The 17620-nt window shown below is 55.0% G+C and carries 18 protein-coding genes and 1 tRNA gene; 9 read left to right on the forward strand and 10 right to left on the reverse strand.

Annotation, left to right across the window (positions count from 1 at the left end; genetic code table 11):
• Window positions 1-5 precede the first annotated feature (5 nt).
• Entirely contained in the window at window positions 6-1394 is a 1389-nt protein-coding gene (locus NP603_RS07430; RefSeq protein WP_256610284.1) for a sigma-54-dependent transcriptional regulator, read from the forward strand.
• Here NP603_RS07430 and NP603_RS07435 read toward each other — a convergent pair.
• Genes NP603_RS07435 through hemA form a run of 4 tightly spaced genes read right to left on the reverse strand, consistent with a single transcriptional unit; the run spans window position 1391 to window position 5014 of the window.
• Window positions 1391-1816 (reverse strand): M67 family metallopeptidase, encoded by a 426-nt coding sequence (locus tag NP603_RS07435; protein ID WP_256610285.1) that lies wholly within the window; start codon window positions 1814-1816, stop codon window positions 1391-1393. The two genes, NP603_RS07430 and NP603_RS07435, sit on opposite strands and share 4 nt — an antisense overlap.
• A complete protein-coding gene (gene prmC, locus NP603_RS07440; RefSeq protein ID WP_256610286.1) occupies window positions 1813-2679 on the reverse strand; it encodes a peptide chain release factor N(5)-glutamine methyltransferase in 867 nt (288 codons plus the stop codon). The genes NP603_RS07435 and prmC overlap by 4 nt, the downstream gene beginning before the upstream one ends.
• Window positions 2672-3757: a peptide chain release factor 1 gene (gene prfA / locus NP603_RS07445; protein WP_256610287.1), complete on the reverse strand. Its 1086-nt coding sequence runs from the start codon at window positions 3755-3757 to the stop codon at window positions 2672-2674. Before prfA ends, prmC begins: the two co-directional genes overlap by 8 nt.
• A gap of 6 nt (window positions 3758-3763) precedes the next feature.
• On the reverse strand, window positions 3764-5014 hold the full coding sequence (hemA, locus tag NP603_RS07450) for a glutamyl-tRNA reductase (protein ID WP_256610288.1): 1251 nt from the start codon (window positions 5012-5014) through the stop codon (window positions 3764-3766).
• 147 nt (window positions 5015-5161) lie between these two features.
• Here hemA and NP603_RS07455 point away from each other — a divergent pair, with 147 nt between their 5' ends.
• The 7 genes from NP603_RS07455 (at window position 5162) to pth (ending at window position 10629) form a co-directional block, all read left to right on the forward strand.
• Complete coding sequence (locus NP603_RS07455) at window positions 5162-6886, forward strand: tetratricopeptide repeat protein (RefSeq protein ID WP_256610289.1); 1725 nt, start codon at window positions 5162-5164, stop codon at window positions 6884-6886.
• Complete coding sequence (gene lolB / locus NP603_RS07460) at window positions 6883-7455, forward strand: lipoprotein insertase outer membrane protein LolB (RefSeq protein WP_256610290.1); 573 nt, start codon at window positions 6883-6885, stop codon at window positions 7453-7455. Before NP603_RS07455 ends, lolB begins: the two co-directional genes overlap by 4 nt.
• Entirely contained in the window at window positions 7452-8327 is an 876-nt protein-coding gene (ispE, locus tag NP603_RS07465) for a 4-(cytidine 5'-diphospho)-2-C-methyl-D-erythritol kinase (RefSeq protein WP_256610291.1), read from the forward strand. Before lolB ends, ispE begins: the two co-directional genes overlap by 4 nt.
• A gap of 9 nt (window positions 8328-8336) precedes the next feature.
• A tRNA-Gln gene (locus NP603_RS07470) sits at window positions 8337-8411 on the forward strand.
• Between the two features lie 35 nt (window positions 8412-8446).
• On the forward strand, window positions 8447-9400 hold the full coding sequence (locus tag NP603_RS07475; RefSeq protein ID WP_256610292.1) for a ribose-phosphate diphosphokinase: 954 nt from the start codon (window positions 8447-8449) through the stop codon (window positions 9398-9400).
• 45 nt (window positions 9401-9445) lie between these two features.
• Entirely contained in the window at window positions 9446-10042 is a 597-nt protein-coding gene (locus NP603_RS07480) for a 50S ribosomal protein L25/general stress protein Ctc (RefSeq protein ID WP_256610293.1), read from the forward strand.
• A 17-nt stretch (window positions 10043-10059) separates the two neighbouring features.
• The gene (gene pth, locus NP603_RS07485; RefSeq protein ID WP_256610294.1) at window positions 10060-10629 is read left to right on the forward strand and encodes an aminoacyl-tRNA hydrolase; all 570 of its coding nucleotides are present in this window, start codon (window positions 10060-10062) and stop codon (window positions 10627-10629) included.
• A gap of 344 nt (window positions 10630-10973) precedes the next feature.
• On the opposite strand, the gene NP603_RS07490 is transcribed toward pth, so the two are convergent.
• The 3 genes from NP603_RS07490 to cysD all read right to left on the reverse strand — a co-directional run bounded on the left by NP603_RS07490 (window position 10974) and on the right by cysD (window position 15311).
• Complete coding sequence (locus NP603_RS07490) at window positions 10974-12566, reverse strand: tetratricopeptide repeat protein (RefSeq protein WP_256610295.1); 1593 nt, start codon at window positions 12564-12566, stop codon at window positions 10974-10976.
• A gap of 171 nt (window positions 12567-12737) precedes the next feature.
• Entirely contained in the window at window positions 12738-14363 is a 1626-nt protein-coding gene (cysN, locus tag NP603_RS07495) for a sulfate adenylyltransferase subunit CysN (RefSeq protein ID WP_256610296.1), read from the reverse strand.
• A gap of 39 nt (window positions 14364-14402) precedes the next feature.
• A complete protein-coding gene (cysD, locus tag NP603_RS07500) occupies window positions 14403-15311 on the reverse strand; it encodes a sulfate adenylyltransferase subunit CysD (RefSeq protein ID WP_256610297.1) in 909 nt (302 codons plus the stop codon).
• Window positions 15312-15400: 89 nt separating this feature from the next.
• On the opposite strand from cysD, the gene NP603_RS07505 reads away from it, so the two are divergent.
• Window positions 15401-15811 (forward strand): hypothetical protein, encoded by a 411-nt coding sequence (locus NP603_RS07505; protein ID WP_256610298.1) that lies wholly within the window; start codon window positions 15401-15403, stop codon window positions 15809-15811.
• Window positions 15812-15820: 9 nt separating this feature from the next.
• On the opposite strand, the gene trxC is transcribed toward NP603_RS07505, so the two are convergent.
• The 3 genes from trxC to NP603_RS07520 all read right to left on the reverse strand — a co-directional run bounded on the left by trxC (window position 15821) and on the right by NP603_RS07520 (window position 17617).
• Window positions 15821-16255: a thioredoxin TrxC gene (gene trxC / locus NP603_RS07510; RefSeq protein ID WP_256610299.1), complete on the reverse strand. Its 435-nt coding sequence runs from the start codon at window positions 16253-16255 to the stop codon at window positions 15821-15823.
• Window positions 16256-16351: 96 nt separating this feature from the next.
• On the reverse strand, window positions 16352-17302 hold the full coding sequence (locus tag NP603_RS07515) for a zinc metalloprotease HtpX (RefSeq protein ID WP_256610300.1): 951 nt from the start codon (window positions 17300-17302) through the stop codon (window positions 16352-16354).
• A 3-nt stretch (window positions 17303-17305) separates the two neighbouring features.
• A complete protein-coding gene (locus NP603_RS07520) occupies window positions 17306-17617 on the reverse strand; it encodes a chaperone modulator CbpM (protein WP_256610301.1) in 312 nt (103 codons plus the stop codon).
• Window positions 17618-17620: the final 3 nt, after the last annotated feature.

Below are 17620 nucleotides of genomic sequence, written 5' to 3' on the forward strand. Positions count from 1 at the left end.
CGCCTATGCCGGACACTCTGTTAATCATTGAAGACGAGGCCTTGCTCGGTTCCGAGCTGGCGCGTTTTTTTCGAAAAAAAAACTGGGAAGTGACGATTAGCGAGAATCTGCAGCAAGCCGAGCGGCATCTGCTGAGCCAAGCGACCGATCCTTTGGTGGTATTGTCCGACATGAATTTGCCGGACGGCAACGCCCTGGATTTGTTGGAAAGAATCAAGGACAAGATCGTCAGCAGCGAATGGGTGTTTTTGACTGGTTACGGCGGAGTGGCCGATTCGGTACGGGCGGTGCGCTTGGGGGCTTACGATTTCGTCGAAAAGCCTTGTGAACTGGAGCGTCTGAACTTGTTGGTCGAAGGTGCGGCGCGCAGTGCGCGCGCGCAGCGCCAAGTGCAGCAACAAGCTATAGCGCGCAACAGCAAACATACGGTTGACGCCCTGATCGGCGGTAGCCAAGCGGCTACGCTATTACGAACCATGATTGCCCAGGTGGCGAAAACGCCGTTTTCCAGCTTGATCATTTCCGGCGAAACCGGTACCGGCAAGGGCTTGATCGCACGCATACTGCATGCGTCCGGCAATCGGGCCAATGCGCCGTTGATCGAAGTCAATTGCGCGGCGTTGCCGCGGGAATTGTTGGAATCGGAACTGTTCGGTTACGAAGCCGGCGCCTTTACCGGCGCCAAAAAGCGCCACCGCGGTTTGTTCGAGCAAGCCCACACCGGCACCCTGTTCCTCGACGAAATCGGCGAGATGGATCTGGATTTGCAGACCAAGCTGCTGAAGGCGGTGGAAGACCTGCGGATTCGGCGGTTGGGCGGAGAAACCGAAATTGCGATAGACGTGCAAATCATTGCCGCCACCAATTTGAATTTGTTGCAAAAAGTCGAGCTGGGCTTGTTTCGCAGCGATTTATACCATCGGCTGAACGTAATGAGCTTGCGGGTGCCGGCGTTACGCGAGCGCAAGCAGGATTTGGACGAACTGGTGCCGTTTTTTATTGCGGAGAGCAACCGCAAGTCGGCGAAAAACGTCAGCAAAATTTCCAAACAAGCCTGGGCGCTGTTGAAAGGCTACGATTGGCCCGGCAACGTGCGCGAATTGCGGAATGTGGTCGAGCGTTGCGTGCTGCTGGCCACCGACGAGAACTTTCCGGAGCATTGGTTGCAGCTGCCGAATGCGCCGAGCGGTGCGACTGTGCAGCAAAACGAAAACGGCATTTTTCTGCCGTTGGACGGTAGTCTGAGTCTGCACGATATGGAAAAGTACCTTATCCAGGAAGTATTGAACCGTACCGACGAGAACGTCACCGCGGCGGCGCGGATGTTAGGTACCACCCGCGAAACCTTGCGTTACCGGGTGCAGAAATACAACCTGAAATGCAAGGGTTCTTAGGCTTCGATCAGGTTTAACGCGGCTTCGGTGACGTTATTGCCGTCGATTTTGAAGCCGCGCATTTCCAATACGCCTTTAGTGTTCAACGAAATAATCAAATTCAACGCATCCGGATAAGCCGCTTCGGCGATGTCGGTGGCCGAGGGCGTGGCCGGTGTGTCGGGATGCGAGTGGTAAATCGCAAACAGGCTTTGTCCGTTCTCGCGCATTTGTTTCATCGCCGCGATTTGTTCGGCCGCATCCAGTAAAAATCGGCGTTTCGGGTCGGCGGCGCCGTTATTGACCGGATAACAAGCGACCGGTTTGCCGCTGGCGTCGGCGCCGATCAAGCCGCAGATTTCGGCGTCCGGCGACAGTTGCGCCAGATGCAGCAGTTGGTTGGTGAGTTTGCGCGGCAGGTTGATTTCTAAAGTGCTGGTCATGGATTCCATACCCCTGTGGTAACGCGAGGATTATTCGCTAAATCTTGGTGCGTGACGATGTGCCGGTAACCGAGCGCCGATAAGATGGCCCGGACCTCGGCCGCTTGATTGTAACCGTGTTCGAGTAATAGTTGGCCTTGCGGTTTCAAGTGGCTGCAAGCCTGTTCGGCGATCATACGGATGTCTTTCAGGCCGTTTTCGGTGCTGACCAAAGCGTTGGCCGGTTCGAAGCGAACATCGCCTTGCCGCAGATGCGGGTCGTCCGCCGCGATGTAAGGCGGGTTGCTCACCACCAAGTCGAAATCGGATTCGGCTATATCCGCAAACCAATTCGAAACGGCGAAACTGACGTTAGCCACCTGGAGTCGTTCGGCGTTGCGTTGGGCCGTCTCCAGTGCTGCATAGCTGATATCCACGCCGATTACATGCGCCAGCGGTCGTTCGGCGGCGAGGGTGATGGCCAATATCCCGGAACCGGTACCTAGATCGATGACTCGGCAGGGGCGCTCGCTCGGCAGCAGACCCAAGCTGAGTTCGACCAGCAGTTCGGTATCCGGACGCGGAATCAGCACCTCCGGACCGACCAGAAACTCGCGCGACCAGAATTCGCGTTGGCCGGTCAAATAGGCCACCGGAACGCCTTGCCGGCGCTGTTCGAGCAAACGCTGGAATTCCGAGGCCTGCTCGGCATCCGGGTTGCGTTCCGGCCAGGCGCGCAGATATGCGCGCGGTTTACCCAGGCAATGGCAGAGCAGGACTTCCGCGTCGAGCTCGGCAGTTTCGGAACTGCCGGCCAATGCCATCGTCGCGGACTCCAGCAACTCGGCGATGGTTGCCGGCCGCGCTCGCTCGACGTCAAGCATTGCCGAGTTGGGTCAGCAATTCGGCTTGGTGTTCGTGGATTAGCGGTTGGATGACTTGGTCCAACGCTCCTTCCATGATGTCTTCCAGTTTGTATAGGGTCAGGTTGATGCGGTGGTCGGTCAGCCGACCTTGCGGGTAATTGTAGGTGCGGATGCGCTCGGAGCGGTCGCCGCTGCCGACTTGCAATTTCCGGCTTTCCGATTGTTCGGCCTGGATTTTTTCCTGTTCGGCGGCCAGCAAACGCGCCTGCAGTACCGACATCGCTCGGGCCCGGTTTTTGTGTTGCGAGCGTTCGTCCTGGCATTCGACGACGACGCCGGTCGGAATGTGGGTGATGCGGATCGCCGAGTCGGTACGGTTGACGTGCTGGCCGCCGGCGCCTGAAGCGCGGTAGGTGTCGATGCGCAGGTCTGCCGGGTTGATCTCGATTTCGTCGACGCTGTCGACTTCCGGCATGATCGCCACGGTGCAGGCCGAAGTATGCACCCGGCCTTGCGATTCGGTTTCCGGCACCCGTTGCACGCGATGGGTGCCGGATTCGAATTTCAATTGCGAATACACATTCTGACCGGCCACGCGCATGATGATCTCTTTGTAGCCGCCGTGCTCGCCGCGGTTTTCGTTGATGATTTCCACGCTCCAGCCCTGGCGTTCGGCGTAGCGTTGGTACATTCGTGCCAGATCGCCGGAGAATATCGCCGCTTCGTCGCCACCGGTTCCGGCCCGGATCTCCAGAAATACGTTGTGATTGTCGTTGGGATCTTTCGGCAGCAGCAGTATTTGCAGTTCTTGTTCCAAGGTCTCGCGCCGACTTTCTGCGGCGGCAATTTCTTCCTTCGCCATCTCGCGCAGTTCCGGATCGCTATCCTTGGCCATCTCTCTGGCCGATTCCAAGTCGGCTGCGTTATCTTGATACCGCCTGTAGCAGGCAACGATCGGTTCGAGCTGGGCGTACTCCTGGCTCAGGCTGCGAAATTGGTTTTGGTTGCTTTGTACTTCCGGTTGAGTGAGCAGCGCGGTAATTTCTTCGAAGCGCTCGCCGAGATTTTCCAGCTTGGTTGTTATCGAGGGTTTCATCAACGGTTATCTTAATTTGAAAATTTCGCGCGAGGCGGCGATCAGGTCGTGGCGTTCGTTGGCGCCGGCGTCGCGCAGCTGCGCGCAGGGCGTGTGGATCAATTTGTTGGTCAAGGTATAGGCCAAACGTTGTAACACGTCTTCGGCGTTTGCGCCGGCATTTAGTTGGGCCAAGGCTCTTTGCAGAGTTTCGTCGCGGGTCTTTTCCGCTTGGGTCCGGTAATCCCGGATAGTTTCTTGGGCGCCCTGCGAGCGCAACCAGGCCAGAAAATGTTCGACTTGGGTGTCGATGATTTCTTCGGCTTGTTCGGCTGCCCGGCGCCGCGAGTCCATGTTCTGGTTGACGGTGTGTTGCAGGTCGTCAACCGTATACAAATAAACGTCGCGCAATTGTCCGACTTCGGCTTCGATATCGCGCGGCACAGCTAAATCGACCATGAACATCGGTTTGTGCTTACGGATTTTGATCGCGCTTTCCACGCGGCCTTTGCCGAGAATCGGCAACTGGCTGGCGGTGGAGGAGACGACGATATCGGCTTCGGCCAGATGATTGGGCAGTTCCGCCAGCGAGATGGCGTAGCCGTTAAATTGAGTGGCGAGTGCGTGGGCTTTGTCGTAGGTACGGTTGGCGATGATGATGCGACCGATGCCGTGCTGGAACAAATGGCGGGCCGTGAGTTCTATGGTTTCGCCGGCACCGATCAGTAGCGCGGTTTGATCGCCCAGCTTGTCGAAAATTTGCTGGGCCAGTTGCACTGCGGCGAAGGCTACCGAGACCGGGCTGGAGCCGATTGCAGTATCGGTGCGTACCTTCTTGGCGGCGGAAAACGTGTGCTGGAACAGTTTGCTCAGGTTGCGGCCCAAAGTGCCGGCTTGCGATGCCGCGTGGTAGGCGGTTTTCATCTGACCTAAAATCTGGGGTTCGCCGAGTATCATCGAGTCCAGGCCGCAAGCAACGCGGAACATGTGGCGAATCGACTGGCTATCCTTGTAGCTGTATAGATAGGGCGTGAACTCGGCGGGCTTGATTTTCTTGGTGTCGGCGATCCATTCCACCAACGAGCTTTGGTCGTCGCTATCGGACTGACAGTAAAACTCGGTACGATTGCAGGTGGAAAGTATTGCCGCTTCGCTGATCTCGCGTATGCTCCACAAATTTTTTAGCGTGGCCTCCAGCGCATCCGACGGGAATGCCAACCTTTCGCGGACGGCGACCGGCGCTGTGTTGTAATTAATCCCTACGGCAAGAAGAGTCATTGGTTTAAGCGCAATCACTTAAGAAAATTCCTGTATTTTAAGTAATGCGCTGTTTTTGTCCAAATCCATTCAAACAGCGGCCCGACTTGCGGGGTTTTTCTGGTAATCTATTAAAAACAAATTTCTGAACACAGGTCGATTGATTGCATGAACAAATGGATAGCCGTAGCAATAGTTTTATCTTTAGCCGGATGTGCTGTTGCGCCTGACAAGGAAGCGGCGGTCGAGGCACGACCGGCAAAGGTCGATGGCCTGGAAAACCGGGTCAACCGCAACACCGTCATCGACGAAGAAGTTTTGTATCTGTTGATGGCGGCGGAGTTGGCAGGCCAGCGCAACCAGTACGATTTGGCGATGGATGCCTACTTGCAGGCCGCAAAGCGGGTCGACGATCCGCGCATTGCCGAAAGGGCGGTGAAAATTGGTTTGTTCCTGAAGGACGAGGCGCGGACGCGGGAAGCTTTGACGGTATGGCTGTCTAAAGACGGCAAGAATTTGGCGGCCAGAAAATTTGCGGTGCTGTTGGCGATCAAGAACTCCGACCGCAAGGCGGCGCTGGATAATCTCGATGCGATGCTGGCGGACGATCCTGCCGGCTTCGAAGCCGGATTGCTTGAGATGAGCAAACTGCTGGAAAAAGAGGGTCGCACGCAGTTTACTTACGACGTGTTGGATGAGTTGGCGCAAATGCGTCCGTCTTATGCCGGTATCTTCTTTGTTCAGGCCGTATTGGCCTCGGTCTTGCAGCAAAACGAACTGGCGCAGCAAAAAATCAGTCAGGCCCTGTTGTTGGAACCCGATTGGAACAAGGCGGTCATTTTTCAAGCCCAGTTAGCCGGTCGGGCAGGCGACTTGGTGAAAGCCAGAGAGTATCTGGAAAAGGCGGTAAAACAGGCTCCGAACGATAAGCAGCTCCGAAAAATGCTGCTTGAGGTTTTGGTCAGTACTCGCGATTACGACGACGCGATCAAGCTTTGCCAGTCGGTGCTCGAGGATAAGCCGGACGATCCGGAAACGCTGTTTACGCTGGCGCTGATTTACATGCAGCAAAACCAGGTCGACAAAGCCGAAAACACTCTGGAAAAGTTACTGTCCAATCCGGAGTGGGAGGGCCAGGCTAGTTTTTACTTGGGAAAGATTGAGTTGGATCAGCAGCGGCCGGAAAAAGCCTTGGCTTGGTTCGATAGGGTCGAAGAAGGTAATTATGCCTTCGATGCCGACATGGCGGCAGTGTCTCTGTTGATGAATCAGAAGCGGTTGGACGAGGTCGATGCGCGGATCAAGCGGATGGATGTGAAGTATCCGGAGCAGCGATTGCGGGTGCTGATGGTCAAAGCCGAATTTTACAATCAAACCGGCCGGTATCAGGAAGCTTTCGACGCTTTGAGCTTGGCGTTGAAGGAAGCGCCCGACAACAGGGATGTGTTGTACGCCCGTGCGCTGGTTGCCGAGCGGTTGGATAAGCTTGATGTTCTGGAAGCGGATTTGCTAAAGATTTTGGAAAAGAAGCCGGACGACGTGGCTGCGTTGAATGCGCTGGGTTACACCTTAGTCGATAGAACGCAACGCTACGATGAAGCTGCAAAATATCTCGGCAAGGCTATTGAACTGCAACCCGACGAGCCGGTGATCGTTGATAGCTACGGTTGGTTGTTGTACAAACAGGGAAAGTTGGCGTTGGCCTTGGAATACTTGCGCAAGGCTTACGAGAAACAGCCGGAAAATGAGATTGCTGCCCATATTGCCGAAGTGCTTTGGGAGATGGGTGATAAAAAACAGGCCAGGGAGTTGTTCGATGCTGCATTCAAAAAAGCACCGGACGATGAATATCTGCTCGAGTTTAAGAAGCGCTTTTTGCAGAACGGCCAGTGATCATTAATCGCCGTTATTTGGGTTTGTGCTGTTTGCTGTTGGCATCGGCCTGTTCGTTGGTGCCAGAGTCGGGTGTGGATGTCTATCGTCCGTTCGAGACTCAGGCTTTTCAGGCCCGTCGGCAATGGGCATTTGCCGGTAGGTTGGCGGTTGCTGACGAGCGTGAATCTTTTACCGCATCACTGAACTGGCGACATCGCGATGGCAGAGATGATGTCGAACTGGTAGGGCCGCTGGCACAAGGGCGTTTGGCGATCAGTGTGTCCGATGGTGCTGTATCGATTGACGATGGCGAGAGTCGGCAACAGTTCTACGGTTCGGCGGAGGAAATTCTGTTCGAGCGGTTGGGGGTGAGAATGCCGGTTGAATCGCTAAAGTATTGGGTGTTTGGGATTCTTGATCCCGCTGTGGAGGGCTTAAAGCTGGATGCCGGCTTCATGCAGGCGGGCTGGCGGGTTACATTCAGGGAGTCGCATCGAGTTGAAGCGGCATCGCTGCCGAAAAAGATCAATATCGAGAAAGACCGGACAAAAATTAAAGTGATAGTGGATCAGTGGGATTTGTCGTGACGGAAAGTCAATTGAATTCTATGGGCTGGGGCGAGAAGTGGCCGGCGCCGGCAAAATTGAACCTGATGCTGAGGATTACGGGGCGTCGTCAAGATGGCTATCATTTGTTGCAAACCGTGTTTCGGTTTATCGATTTATGCGATTTGATTAGTTTCGATCCTGCTGTGGACGGTGCGGTTAGGCTGCGAAACCCGATTCCTGGGGTGCCTGAGAGCGAAGATTTGACTGTTAGGGCTGCTAATCTGCTTAAGCAGTACACCGGTTGCACAGAAGGTGTCTGGATCGAGATTGACAAAAATCTACCGATGGGTGGTGGGCTGGGTGGTGGTAGTTCTGATGCGGCGACCACATTGTTGGTGTTGAACAGGCTCTGGGGGTTGGGACTTTCGTTGGATATTCTGATGGAGCTTGGTCTTCGCTTGGGAGCCGATGTGCCTGTCTTTGTTTTTGGTCGCAATGCCTGGGCGGAGGGTGTTGGCGAAAAACTTACTGAAGTCAGTGTGCCTGATAGATGGGTAGTGGTGATTAAACCGGATTGTCACGTCAACACCCGGCAAATTTTTTTGGCGGATGGGTTGACAAGGAATAGTAAACCAATCAGAATGACGGACTTTCTTGCAGGGGATGCACGAAACGATTGTCTTCCGATTGTAGGAGAGTTATATCCTCCAATAACAAAAGCTATCGAAGCTTTGTCTCGATTCGGAGAGGCTAAATTAACCGGGACCGGTGCTTGCGTTTTTGCGGAATTTGATTCCGAGGATTTGGCAAGGCATGCGTTTTTAGAGTTGAGTGAAGATTGGCAGGTTTACTTTGCTAAAGGCGTGGATAAGTCGCCTCTTCATGCTAAGTTAGGACAAGGAACGTTTTAAGTCAATTATTGGGCTGTCGCCAAGCGGTAAGGCACGGGGTTTTGATCCCCGCATACCTAGGTTCGAATCCTAGCAGCCCAGCCATAATTTCCAAATTTAAATCCCTTGGGAGTGCTTGAATGCGCGAAGCTTCGGTAATGGTATTCTCCGGCAATGCCAATAAGGCTTTGTCTGAAGGTATCGTAAAGAAGCTGAATATGCGTCTCGGCATGGCTAGCGTCGGTCGCTTTAGCGACGGCGAGATTTTTGTGGAGATTCAGGAGAATGTCCGCGGAAGGGATGTGTTTGTGATTCAGCCGACCTGTTCGCCCACCAACGAAAACTTGATGGAGTTGTTGGTGATGATAGACGCTCTGCGTCGTGCGTCGGCGGCCAGGATAACTGCGGTCATGCCTTATTACGGTTATGCTCGCCAAGATAGGCGGTCGAGATCGGCGAGGGTGCCGATTACGGCCCGATTAGTAGCGGACATGATAGGTAACGCTGGTGCCGATCGGGCGCTGACTGTGGATTTGCATTCCGATCAGATCATGGGGTTTTTCGGGATTCCGGTCGATAACGTATATGCGTCTCCGATCTTGTTGGGCGATATATGGCGGCAGGAGTATCAAGATCTGATTGTAGTCTCGCCGGATGTCGGTGGTGTGGTCAGGGCCAGGGCGATTGCCAAGCGGCTGGGAGATGCGGATTTGGCGATTATCGATAAGCGTCGACCCAGACCTAACGTGTCCGAAATCATGCATATCATCGGCGATGTCGATGGAAGAACTTGTGTGATGGTCGATGACTTGGTGGATACGGCGGGTACGCTGTGTCATGCCGCTGCAGCGCTGAAGAAGCATGGTGCGAAAAAAGTAGTTGCGTACTGTACTCATCCTGTACTCTCGGGCGCGGCGGCCGAGAATGTAAAGCAGTCTGTGCTTGATGAGTTGGTGGTAACCGATACGATACCGCTAACCGATGAGTTAGTTGGTATTAGCAAGATTAGGCAGTTAAGCGTTGCGGAAATGCTGGCTGAAACTATACGGCGAATAGCGGTCGGGGAGTCCGTGAGTTCGTTATATGTTGATTAACGAGAACTAAATGTAGTGCTTGAGTGGCAAGCGTGAGGAGAAATAATGGCAAACGTTTTTGAATTTATTGCGGAGGCTCGAACCGGTGTGGGTAGCGCTTCTGCTAAAGCTGTGCGTCGGCAAGGTAAAGTGCCTGCGGTGATTTACGGCGGCTCTGTTTCTCCTCAGATGTTGGTTCTAGATCATAACGAAATCGTCAAACATCTCGCTCACGAAGCCGTTTATTCGCACGTGCTTGATGTAACGGTTGACGGTAAAACGGAGAAGGCGGTTCTGAAGCATATCCAGCGCCATCCGGCAAAGCCCCAAATTTTACACATGGATTTCATGCGGGTCGACGAATCTCACAAGCTGAGAGTTCATGTTCCTTTGCACTTTGTTAACGAAGCAGTATGCGTTGGTGTAAAGAAGGGTGGCGTCGTGACCCATGCAATGACTGATGTTGAAGTGGTGTGTATGCCTTCAGCGTTGCCGGAATTTATCGAAGTAGATTTGGCTGCGGTGGATATCGGATCGACCATTCACTTGTCTGATTTGGTTTTGCCTGCAGGAGTCGAGTTGCCCGCTTTGGCACAGGGTTCCGAGCATAACCATCCTGTGGCTCAGGTTGTTAAAACCAGGGGTTCCGAAGAATCTGAATAGTTTTTTGAAATTGTTGAATGATTAAGTTGATTGTTGGTTTGGGCAATCCAGGCCAGCAGTATGAAAAAACCCGGCATAATGCCGGGTTTTTGTTTGTGGATCGTTTAGCTGGCTTGTACGGTGGGGGATGGTCTCGCGCCGGTCAATTTCAGGGCGATGTTGCCGAGTGCGTTATTGGCGGCACCAAGGTGCTGTTGCTGAAACCAATGACGTTTATGAACAGAAGCGGCACTTCGGTCGGTGCGGCGCTGCGGTATTACAAACTGGAGTGCGGTGAACTGCTGGTGGTGCATGACGAGCTCGAGTTGGCGGAAGGAGTTGCCAGGCTCAAGCGGGATGGCGGGCACGCAGGGCATAATGGTTTGCGCGACATTATTGCCCATATCGGAACTAAAGATTTTTATCGTTTACGGATCGGAATAGGTCGGCCATCTGTGGGTGGGGTTGCTGATTATGTGTTGTCCGGTTTTTCTGGTGATGGGCTGGTACGGCTTTCCGGTTTGTTCGATGTCTTATTGAGCGATGTTGATGCCTTGGTATCGGGCGACTTGACTGGGGTTAATTCGCTAGCGCAAGCAGCAACGTAACGGTGCGGTTTCAAGCTAAATGGAAGTGATCCCCGAGGCCCAGAAAATCCGCGCTATAAGCCCCCTGCGCTAGGTCAACACCCTCCATGCATACTGATTGAGAATAATCTGCATTGCGAGTGGTAGGGCAAAGAGTGTGGCTTTCGACGATGAATGCAATCGGCAGGGCCCGATTGCAGCTAATTCGGCCTGTCGTTTTGATTCAGCTCTCAACCCCCCCCCCCCCCCCGAAAGGTTGGTGTCACCTTAAAGCACAAGCGCCTCTGGAGGGATGATAGGTTGGGCCCCCCGCGGGAGATAAGCGCAATTACTCTGCTCAGGCGTTCAACTTTTCCGGAGCAAAGTTATTTCCCTGGCTTAATGTCAAATGCAATACAAATCCGTTCTTGGTCGGAGTTGAACGGAATCGTCCGGTGGAACAACGACGAAGGGAATAACACTAGATCGCCGACTTTTTGATCGACGATTTGGGTCGGGAAGTCGTCATGCAATCGCGGATAATCGTCGCCGTCGGTACCGTATTCGAAACTACCTTCATGGTTGTCGCATTTGTCCGGCAGTTGCAGGTAAACGCAGCCGCTGATCCAGCCTTCTTCGTGGATGTGCGAGGTCAAATAGCCGCCCTGGTTCATGCGTAAATACCAGGAGCTGGCGAATTCTAGCGATTTGGGAAACAAGCGAATCAACGCGTCATTACTGCCGGCGAAATACTGCTGGTAGGCTTTGACCTTAGCGCGGATCAGTGTCGCCAATTGCTGAAACGAGGCTTCCGGCCGCTGCAGCAAATTTCCCGCTGATTGCATGCCGTAATATAAACGGCCCTGCTTGCGCTCGGCGATAGCTAAGTGTTTGACGTCGTCTAGCAATTGATTTAACAAAGCGCTGCCGGGTTCGGCCAGCTCGTCAATCCGGGTATGCTGGACATAATCCATCGGGCTACGGCAATAGCCGTAAGTATCAGGCTGGCGGAAATTAGTGGCGTAGTGAGTCGCCAAACTGCCCAACAATACCGAGTTGTGGCGGTCTTGGCCGATCAATTCATCCAGGCGCTGTTTGAATGCGTCGAATTGACTGGTTTTATACAAACACAGTAACACCCGCTCTTGAGCGTCGGCGAAATCCGACGCCGAGAAGTAAGGGATCGCCTGCTCAAACTGTCCTCCCAAACAATAACTCTCGCCCAGATTGTAATTGGCACGGCCGTGATCGGGATTGGCTTGCAGCGCGGCGCGGTAACAACGCACTGCTTCTTCCATGTTGCCTTGGTCGCGGTAAATTTCACCCAGGTCGTTCCAGGCGTCGGCGAATTGCGGATCCAGGCGCAACGCTTCTTTGAAAGCTTCGATGGCTTGGGCGTGCGCGCCTTGGTCGTAAAGATTGGTGCCAAGATTGAAATAGCCCAATGCATCGGCATTGATCTCCAGGGCTTTGCGGTAACACTGCTCGGCCGCTTTCAGGTCGCCAAGCGTTTGCAGCACAGCGCCCCAATTGGCCCAAGCCTGGTAATAACCGGGTTGTTGCTCGACGGCCGTTCGATAATGCTTGGCTGCATCCTGCCAATGGTTTTGCTGCTGCAACAGCGCGCCCAAATTGAAATGAGCAACGGTCAGATCCGGCTTGATTTGTAGCGCCTTGCGGTAAGCGGCGATCGCGCCTTTGGCGTCGTTGAGCTGGGTGTAAATCGCGCCGAGATTGAAATGGATTTCGGCGACATTGGGATCGATGGCGATCATTTTGCGGAAACTGGCTGCCGCCTCGCGCAACTTGCCCTGCACCTGTTGGCACATGCCCAACAAATTCAGCACGGGCAGCGATTTGGGGAAATGGGGTAACAGCGCTTGGGCGCGAGCCTCAGCTAGTGTAATTTGGCCGGCTTGGTAGAGCTGGTGAATGGCTTGCAATTCCCCTGGCTGCGGTTGTTTGACTTGGGCTTTCATCGGCAATCATCCGAATGTGCTGTTTATTCAGTATGCTCGAACGCCTTCAAAACGAATTTGGGCAAGGCTCCGAAAAGACAAAACATTGCCGGTCACTTTTTAGACACGACGGTTAGGGCTTGGGGTGACGGGAACGGATGCTGTCCCTCGTCACCCCAATTCTTCTTGAGCCTAGCGCACCACTTCGCGCTGTTTCAATGTGGCGTAGATGTCGTCGACGCTCATTTGGTCGGCGTCGAAGGCCAAATCGGCGGTATCAGCTGCCAAGCCTACCGACAAGCAGATCAAGCCGGCCTGCTTGATCGCGTTAGCTAGCGTTGGGTCGGCTTGTTCCAATACCGTGGCGGCGTGGCCGGTGTCGAACAAGCGGCGTTCCAGGTGGTAGGCCAAGGTTTTGGCGGCCGTGCCAGTGAGCACGACGATGGTTGCGGTCTGGCCGAAGCGGCTGGCGCGTTCTTCCGCGGTCACTGGCGTCCATTCGTCCTTGCTGGCGTCGCCGACGATCATGCCGGCGCCGACCGTGACGTTGGTCAAGCGGTCGATGACGATGAACGAGCCGGTGGCTTTATTGCGTTTATACGGCTCGAATACCACCGGCGCGTTGACTGCGACGGTGCACAGGCCGATTTCGTTCAGTTTCAATTCGTCGGCGTCATGGTGTTCCAGCGTGTTGACGTCGATCCGATGGTGAATCGTCGCCACCGAACCGGACACGCTGCGGGTGGCCAGTTTGATCACGTACTGGCGACCGGGCAACATCGCTTGTTCGGTCATCCAGACGATGTTGGCCTTGAATTTGTCGGCGACGCTAGGCTGAGTTTGCTGTTGGCCTAAAATCACGTCGCCGCGACTGATGTCGATCTCGTCGTTCAGTGTTAAGGTCACGGCCATGCCGGCGAAAGCTTGTTGCAGATCGCCGTCGAAAGTCACGATCGATTTGATCGTGCTGGTTTTGCCGGACGGCAGCGCGGTAATCATATCGCCTTGATGGAAAATACCCGACGCGACGGTACCGCAGAAGCCGCGGAAATCGAGATTCGGCCGATTGACGTACTGCACCGGAAAGCGGGCGTCGTCGAAATTGTGGTCGCTGGCGATTTCGATGCTGTTCAACAATTCCATCATTGGCAGGCCGCTGAACCAGGGCATATTGGCGCTGGGGTTGACGACGTTGTCGCCGTCCAAAGCCGACATCGGAATGAAATGGATGTCGTGCAAATCCAGATTTTTGACGAAAGCCATGTAATCGTCGCGAATCTTTTCGAAGGTTTCCTGGCTGTAGCCGACCAAGTCCATTTTGTTGACCGCGACAATGATGTGCTTGATGCCCAGCAGCGAGGCGATGAAACTGTGACGTTTGGTTTGGGTTTGCACGCCGTAACGTGCGTCGATCAGGATCACCGCCAAATCGCAGGTCGAGGCGCCGGTGGCCATGTTGCGCGTGTATTGCTCGTGGCCAGGGGTGTCGGCGATGATGAATTTGCGGGTCGAGGTCGAGAAATAGCGGTAGGCGACGTCGATGGTGATGCCCTGCTCGCGCTCGGCCTGCAGACCGTCGACCAACAAGGCCAGGTCGATCTTGCCGGCGCCGGTGGTGCCGGACTTGACGCTATCGGCCTGCACCGCTGCCAATTGGTCTTCGTAAATCATTTTCGAGTCGTGCAACAAGCGGCCGATCAACGTACTCTTGCCGTCGTCGACGTTGCCGCAGGTCAAAAATCGCAGCAACTCCTTGCGTTCGTGTTGCGCCAAGTAGGCGTTGATGTCGGTGGCGATTAAATCTGATTGATGTGACATGGTGTTCTCTGAATTCGTTGCTGAGCGGATAAACGCGATTTAGAAATAGCCTTCGCGTTTTTTCTGTTCCATAGACCCGGCCTGATCATGGTCGATCAAGCGGCCTTGACGCTCGGACGTGGTAGTCAGCAACATTTCCTGAATGATTTCCGGTAACGTCGTCGCGGTCGATTCGACGGCGCCGGTCAGCGGGTAACAGCCCAGGGTGCGGAAGCGCACCATTTTCATTTCAACTTTGTCTTCGGGGCCGATCGGCATGCGGTCGTCGTCGACCATGATCAGCATGCCGTCCTTGTTGACGACCGGGCGCTCCTTGGCGAAGTAGAGCGGGACGATTGGGATGTTTTCCAGATGGATGTATTGCCAAATGTCCAATTCAGTCCAGTTGGATAGCGGGAAGACGCGGATGCTTTCACCTTTGTCGATCTTGCCGTTGTAGATGTTCCAAAGTTCCGGGCGCTGGTTTTTGGGGTCCCAGCGGTGGTTTTTGTCGCGGAACGAGTAAACCCGTTCCTTGGCGCGGGATTTTTCCTCGTCCCGGCGGGCGCCGCCGAACGCCGCGTCGAACTGGTATTTGTTCAAGGCCTGTTTTAGTGCGTCGGTTTTCATCACGTCGGTGTGCTTTTTACTGCCGTGGGTGAACGGGCCGATGCCTTGGGCGACGCCTTCCTGATTGATATGGACGATCAGGTCCCAGCCCAGATCTTTGGCCATGTTGTTCCGAAACTCAATCATTTCCCGGAATTTCCAGGTGGTATCGACATGCAACAACGGAAACGGCGGTTTGCCGGGAAAGAAGGCTTTGCGGGTCAGATGCAGCATCACCGCCGAGTCCTTGCCGATGGAATACAGCATGACGGGCTTTTCGAATTCCGCGGCTACTTCGCGGATGATGTGGATACTTTCGGCTTCGAGCTGTTTCAGGTGGGTCAGTTTATAATCGGTCATCAATTATCCGGGGCGCGCGGCCTGTTTGCATGCAAAGGTTAGCGCGCTATTTTAATGGCAAACCCCTATCGACGCCATCGGCAAAGCTTATGAGACAGTACCACGGTTTGGAAACTCTGCGGACAGCAATCTCCGGCCGGCTGACGCTGGCAAAGTTGGCGGAATGCTTGCTGGAGGATTTGCGCGAATGCCGTTGCACAATCTACGGCAGCATCGGCGAGGATGAACGCGTCGTACTTGCCGAGCTGGCGTTGGAGGCCGATTCGCTGTTTTATGAGCGCTTCGCACAACGCCTCGACTTGCAGGTGGCAGGGCCGATTTTGCGCGCCGATTGCGTGCCGCTGACCTTTCGTTTGGCCGGCCAGCGATTTGCGGTGACAGGCCGCTGTTCGGCTTTACCGCACGTCTGCGGTCGGGATTTGTATTTGAGCAGTTACAGCGGCCAGATTGGCGATATTGCCCGGCAACGTTTTCAGATTCCGCTGAAACAATTGCTGTAGCGAATTATTTCAAGCATGGCTTTTTGCCCAACGCGCAATGTCTTGAGCCGACATCGCCCCGGCCTGGCGGGCAACTTCGCGGCCGCCCTTGAACAGAATCAGAGTTGGGATGCTGCGGATCTGATAATGCGCGCTCAACTCGGCTTGAGCTTCGGTGTCGATTTTTCCCAAGCGCATCGTCGGTTCAAGTATGCCAGCCGCCTGGGCAAAGGCGGGCGCCATCATCCGGCAGGGCCCGCACCAAGCCGCCCAAAAGTCGACCAGCAACGGTATCTCGCTGTGGCGCAGATGTTTGTCGAAATTGGTGCCGGTCAATTCCAGCGGATGGCCGGTAAACAGTGCTTGGTGGCATTGGCCGCATTTCGGGTGCTGGCTGAGCCGCGTGGCAGGCAGGCGGTTGATGGCTGCGCAATGCGGGCAGGCTAAGTGAATCGATTCGCTCATGTTGGCCTCGGAATAGGGACGCTTAGTCTTCGCGAACGCGAAGGGAATGGTGCTTAAATTTGGGGCTAAGGCAGTAAAAACAAGAGGGGACGGATGTTATCGCCACAAGCCACCGATTCGCCAACGCGGTGCTCGCCGGATTGGCGTCACGCTATAGCCCAGTAACGGCGCGTAATTCAGCCAATGACTAGGTGCCGCCGGTACCAGAGCTTGCAGACGGCGAATCCGTTCTTCGGTCGGCGGATGGGTGCGCAGCCAGGAGGGTTCCGGATTGCCCCAACCTGGAAACAACACGGCCAGCCAGCCCTTGCTGGCTTGTTCGATATGGGCCAGCGCTTGCGCCAAACCCAGCGGGTCGCCGGTCAGCATCGCCGCATTCAAATCGGCGTCGTATTCGCGAGTACGGGACAAGCCCAGTTGCGCCAGCAGAGCCAAGTGCGGCGAAAACAGCAATAGCATTACTGCCGGCCAGTTGAATTCGAAGGTTACGCCGGTAAACAGCATGGCCGGAATGCTTAGCAGTAGAAACAGTTGTCCCAGACTGGCAAAAATGGCCGTAATGCGGCTAACCGCATCAGCCAGACTCATCACTCGCAAATCGTTGTTGGCAATATGCGAAATTTCGTGGGCCAGCACGCCGGCCAGTTCTCGGGTCGATAAACGTTGCAACAGGCTGTCGCTCAGTGCAATCGCCGATTGCTCGTGGCTGCCCACGGCAAAGGCGTTGATGACTGGGCTGGGGAAGAAGTAAGGCGTCGGCACGCTGGGCAGTTCGGCACGTTCGGCCAACGTTTCCAGCATTTGCCAAAGCGCCGGGGCTTCTTGCGGATAAATCGGCCGGGCCCGATAGAAACTCAAGGTCAGGCGCCAAGCGGTGCCGGGCGTAATCAACAAACCGAAGCCGGCCGCCGCTAATGCCATCCAGATGCCGTCGTCGCCGAATAACAGACTGCCAGCCAGCGCGCAAATCCCCAGCAGCGCGGCGATTAATAAAACGGTTTGTAGCCGGTTCAGCCAGCGGTGGCTATTTTGGATCGCGTGATTCATCGCTTATTCCAGACCGGCCCGGCGCAGGCGCCGGCGCAGGTCATCGATTTCTTCCTGCATGTCGGCGACCAGCGCGGCCAGCTCCGGTAATGCCTCGAACTGGCGCTCGATGTTGGCGATGCGCCTGACCCGTAGCAGCGTGGCGCTGGAGAAGCGCCATTCGCCGCCGTGTTGAGTTGGCGTCAGCAAACCCTCTTCCACATGTTGGTTGATCCAGTTGTGGTCTACCGCGCACAGTGCGGCGAGTTGCTGTAGGGTCAGGCCGTGTTCCTCGAGAATGGCATCAATGGCAATAGCGGTCAACGATCCGGGCATGGC

It is taken from the genome of Methylomonas aurea, assembly GCF_024505045.1.
Lineage (GTDB): Bacteria > Pseudomonadota > Gammaproteobacteria > Methylococcales > Methylomonadaceae > Methylomonas > Methylomonas aurea.

Bases quoted from the DNA above. Each gene is read 5' to 3' on its own strand.
- NP603_RS07430 (WP_256610284.1), top strand. From the start codon at position 6: ATGCCGGACACTCTGTTAATCATTGAAGACGAGGCCTTGCTCGGTTCC.
- NP603_RS07435 (WP_256610285.1), bottom strand. From the start codon at position 1,816: ATGACCAGCACTTTAGAAATCAACCTGCCGCGCAAACTCACCAACCAA.
- prmC (WP_256610286.1), bottom strand. From the start codon at position 2,679: ATGCTTGACGTCGAGCGAGCGCGGCCGGCAACCATCGCCGAGTTGCTG.
- prfA (WP_256610287.1), bottom strand. From the start codon at position 3,757: ATGAAACCCTCGATAACAACCAAGCTGGAAAATCTCGGCGAGCGCTTC.
- hemA (WP_256610288.1), bottom strand. From the start codon at position 5,014: ATGACTCTTCTTGCCGTAGGGATTAATTACAACACAGCGCCGGTCGCC.
- NP603_RS07455 (WP_256610289.1), top strand. From the start codon at position 5,162: ATGAACAAATGGATAGCCGTAGCAATAGTTTTATCTTTAGCCGGATGT.
- NP603_RS07475 (WP_256610292.1), top strand. From the start codon at position 8,447: ATGCGCGAAGCTTCGGTAATGGTATTCTCCGGCAATGCCAATAAGGCT.
- NP603_RS07480 (WP_256610293.1), top strand. From the start codon at position 9,446: ATGGCAAACGTTTTTGAATTTATTGCGGAGGCTCGAACCGGTGTGGGT.
- pth (WP_256610294.1), top strand. From the start codon at position 10,060: ATGATTAAGTTGATTGTTGGTTTGGGCAATCCAGGCCAGCAGTATGAA.
- NP603_RS07490 (WP_256610295.1), bottom strand. From the start codon at position 12,566: ATGAAAGCCCAAGTCAAACAACCGCAGCCAGGGGAATTGCAAGCCATT.
- cysN (WP_256610296.1), bottom strand. From the start codon at position 14,363: ATGTCACATCAATCAGATTTAATCGCCACCGACATCAACGCCTACTTG.
- cysD (WP_256610297.1), bottom strand. From the start codon at position 15,311: ATGACCGATTATAAACTGACCCACCTGAAACAGCTCGAAGCCGAAAGT.
- NP603_RS07505 (WP_256610298.1), top strand. From the start codon at position 15,401: ATGAGACAGTACCACGGTTTGGAAACTCTGCGGACAGCAATCTCCGGC.
- trxC (WP_256610299.1), bottom strand. From the start codon at position 16,255: ATGAGCGAATCGATTCACTTAGCCTGCCCGCATTGCGCAGCCATCAAC.
- NP603_RS07515 (WP_256610300.1), bottom strand. From the start codon at position 17,302: ATGAATCACGCGATCCAAAATAGCCACCGCTGGCTGAACCGGCTACAA.
- NP603_RS07520 (WP_256610301.1), bottom strand. From the start codon at position 17,617: ATGCCCGGATCGTTGACCGCTATTGCCATTGATGCCATTCTCGAGGAA.